The organism is Streptomyces sp. NPDC047042 (assembly GCF_040644035.1).
Classification (GTDB): domain Bacteria; phylum Actinomycetota; class Actinomycetes; order Streptomycetales; family Streptomycetaceae; genus Streptomyces.
Map to the genome: position 1 here is coordinate 323,421 of NZ_JBEYVP010000004.1, position 3,351 is coordinate 326,771.

The 3,351-nt window shown below is 70.9% G+C and carries 3 protein-coding genes; all 3 read left to right on the forward strand.

Annotated elements, in window-relative coordinates:
* Positions 1-166 precede the first annotated feature (166 nt).
* From ABZ855_RS06465 to ABZ855_RS06475, 3 genes are read left to right on the forward strand one after another with little or no spacing between them, the layout of a single operon-like run.
* Positions 167-1,192 carry an iron chelate uptake ABC transporter family permease subunit gene (locus tag ABZ855_RS06465; protein ID WP_360801850.1) on the forward strand — a complete coding sequence of 342 codons (1,026 nt, stop codon included), beginning with the start codon at positions 167-169 and terminating at the stop codon, positions 1,190-1,192.
* A gap of 2 nt (positions 1,193-1,194) precedes the next feature.
* Positions 1,195-2,319, forward strand: a complete 1,125-nt coding sequence (locus ABZ855_RS06470; protein WP_360801853.1) for an iron chelate uptake ABC transporter family permease subunit — start codon at positions 1,195-1,197, stop codon at positions 2,317-2,319.
* A 56-nt stretch (positions 2,320-2,375) separates the two neighbouring features.
* Positions 2,376-3,215 carry an ABC transporter ATP-binding protein gene (locus ABZ855_RS06475; RefSeq protein WP_360801893.1) on the forward strand — a complete coding sequence of 280 codons (840 nt, stop codon included), beginning with the start codon at positions 2,376-2,378 and terminating at the stop codon, positions 3,213-3,215.
* Positions 3,216-3,351: the final 136 nt, after the last annotated feature.

Consider the following 3,351-nt stretch of genomic DNA (forward strand, 5'->3'; position numbering starts at 1 on the left):
AGGCGACGTGCCTCCATGGTGTACGGACCGGCTGAGCCGGAGGACCGCAGGCCATACTAAGGTAAGCATTACCTAACCAAAAGACCCCAGTCTCGGCGGAGACGCTTCCCACCCCTACTATTAAGGCCTGCCTAACCTAAGGGAGTTCTCCGTTGGAAACCGCACGGTGACGCGGGGCAGAAGGGTTCGCCCCGTACTTCTGGTGGCGGTGCTGGGCGCCGTCCTGCTCGGACTGTGTCTTCTGTCACTCGCCCTCGGCGCGGCCAGCATTCCGCCCGATCAGGTGGTGCGGGCACTGTTCGGTGACGCGCCCAGCCGCTTCGTGGACAACGTCATCTGGTCGGCGCGGGTACCCCGGACGGCACTCGGCCTCGCGGCCGGGGCGGCGCTCGGACTGTCGGGCGCGCTCATGCAGGCGCTGACCCGCAATCCGCTCGCCGACCCGGGAATCCTCGGCGTCACCGCCGGTGCCTCGTTCGCGATCGTGCTGGCCGTAGGGGTGTTCGGGCTCGGCTCGTTCTACGGCTATGTCTGGTTCGCGTTCGCGGGCGCGCTGGTGACGAGCGTGCTGGTCTATCTGCTCGGCCGGCTCGGCAGGTCCGGGCTCACCCCGGTGAAACTGGCCCTCGCCGGAATCGCCGTGTCCTCCCTGCTCAACTCCCTGACCAGCGCGATCGCGCTGACCGACCCCGACGCACTCGACCGCTACCGGTTCTTCACCGCCGGTTCGATGGCCGACCAGGACGGGGCGACCGTGCTGCGGATCCTGCCCTTCCTGCTCGTGGGCGCCGTACTGGCGCTCGGCTGCGCGCCCGCCCTCAACAGCCTGGCGCTCGGCGAGGACGTCGCGGCCTCCCTGGGGCGGCGCCTGGGCCTGGTCCGGCTCAGCGGTGTCGCCGCGGTCACTCTGCTCACCGGGGCGGCCGTCGCGGTCATCGGCCCGGTGGTCTTCATCGGGCTCGTGGTGCCGCACGTCGCCCGGGTGCTGGCCCAGTTGGCCGGGATCGGCCCGGACCAGCGCTGGCTGCTGCCGCTGTCGGCGGCGCTCGCACCCTGTCTCTTGCTCTCGGCGGACATCGTCGGCCGGATGATCGCCCGGCCGGTCGAGGTCCAGGCCGGGATCGTCGTCGCGTTCATCGGCGGACCGTTCTTCATCGCCCTGGTCCGACGACGCAAGCTGGCGGAGGCCTGACGATGAAGACGACCTCGGATTCCCCCGCCAAGTCCCCCTCCGCCAAGTCCTCCTCCGCCAAGCCGTCCTCCGCCAAGTCGCTTTCGGCACCCGTCCGCACCTACCGCCTGGCCTTCCCCCCGATCTCCGGCATCCTGCGCCCCCGCCTGGTGACGGTCGCCACGCTGCTCGCCATCGCGGCCTTCCTCCTCTTCTGCTGGAGCCTGACGATCGGCGACTACCCGATCGCCTTCACCGACGTCGTACGCGCCCTGGTCGGCACTGGCGACCCCGGTACCGTGCTCGTCGTCCAGGAACTGCGGCTGCCGCGCTCGCTCGTGGGGCTGCTGGCCGGGATCGCGTTCGGGGTGTCCGGCGGGCTCTTCCAGACCATGACCCGCAATCCGCTGGCCAGCCCCGACATGATCGGCCTCACCCAGGGCGCGGGCACGTTCGTGGTCGCGGGCATCGTCCTGGGCTGGGACGGCGGCCTCGGCACCCAGACCCTCGGCCTGCTCGGCGCGCTGACCACGGCTCTCCTCGTCTACGCCCTGGCCTGGCGACGCGGCACCACCGGCTACCGGATCATCCTGGTCGGTATCGGCGTCGCCTGGATCTGTACGAGCGCCACGGACTACCTGGTCGCCAAGGGCGGCCGGTTCCAGGCCCAGGCCGCGCTGGGCTGGCTGGTCGGCAACCTCAACGGCCGTACATGGTCGGACGTCGGTCCGCTCGCCGTCGCCCTGGCGGTGCTCCTGCCGACGGCACTGCTGCTCGGCCGGCTGCTGCGCACACTCCAGCTCGGCGACGACGTCGCCACCGGCCTCGGCACCCGTGTACAGCCCGTTCGCCTCGCCATCCTGCTCTCCGGCGTCGGCCTGATCGCCTTCGCGACCGCCGCCGCCGGACCGGTGGCCTTCGTCGCGCTGGCCGCCCCGCAGATCGCCCAGCGCCTCGCACGCACCGCCTGGCCGCCCACGCTCGCCTCGGGACTGACCGGGGCGCTGATGGTCCTGGGCAGCGACATGATCGCCCGTACGCTCATCTCCGGCACGGAACTGCCGGTCGGAATCGTCACCGGCGTGCTCGGCGCGCCCATCCTGCTCTGGCTGCTCGTCCGCGCCAACCGCGCGGGTTCAGGAGGCTGATCCCCATGTCGACGGACCCCACGACCACGACCAATAGGACGACCACCGCGGACTCCATGCCGGCCGATCCCCTCCCCCGCACCCCGGAGCCGGCCGCCGAGCCGGACCTGAGGGCGAAGGGGCTGCGGCTGTCGTACGACAACCGGGTGGTCGTCGACGGCCTCGACCTGGCCGTCCCGCCCGGCCGTATCACTGCCATCGTCGGGGCCAACGCCTGTGGAAAGTCGACGCTGTTGCGTGCGCTGGCCCGGCTGCTCGCACCCCGCGAGGGGGCCGTCCACCTGGACGGCCGGGCCCTCCAGTCCATCCCCACGCGGGAGTTGGCGCAGCGCCTGGGCATCCTGCCCCAAAGCCCGGTCGCCCCCGAGGGGTTGACGGTTCTCGACCTGGTCAACCGGGGCCGTTCACCGCACCAGACATGGTGGCGCCAGTGGTCGAAGACCGACGAGGAGGCCGTGCACGAGGCGCTCGCCGCGACCAACATGACCGACCTCGCCGATCGCGCGGTGGATGAGCTGTCCGGCGGTCAGCGGCAGCGGGCGTGGATCGCGATGGCGGTCGCCCAGGGCACGCCCGTCCTCCTCCTGGACGAGCCGACGACGTATCTCGACCTGGCCCACCAGATCGATGTCCTGGACCTGATCACCGACCTCAACCGACGCGAGAACCGCACCGTCGTGATGGTCCTGCACGACCTCAACCAGGCCTGCAGGTACGCCGATCACGTCGTCGCCATGAAGTCGGGCCGAATCGTGGCGGAGGGCCAGCCGAGCGAGGTCATCACGGCGGAAACGGTGGAGGACGTCTTCGACCTGACGTGCCGCATCACCCTGGACCCGGTCAGCGCCACCCCGATGGTGATCCCGCTGGGCCGCCATCACCAGACGACCCCATAGTTTCCTCGCCCCCGCCGCCCCTACCCGTCCCATCCTCGGGGGCTGCGCTGACGCCTCGAGCATCGGCTTGAGCCGACCCCCCTCGATCAGCGCGACTAGTCGCGCAAAGGTGTCGCCGGTCGGATTGGTGATGCCG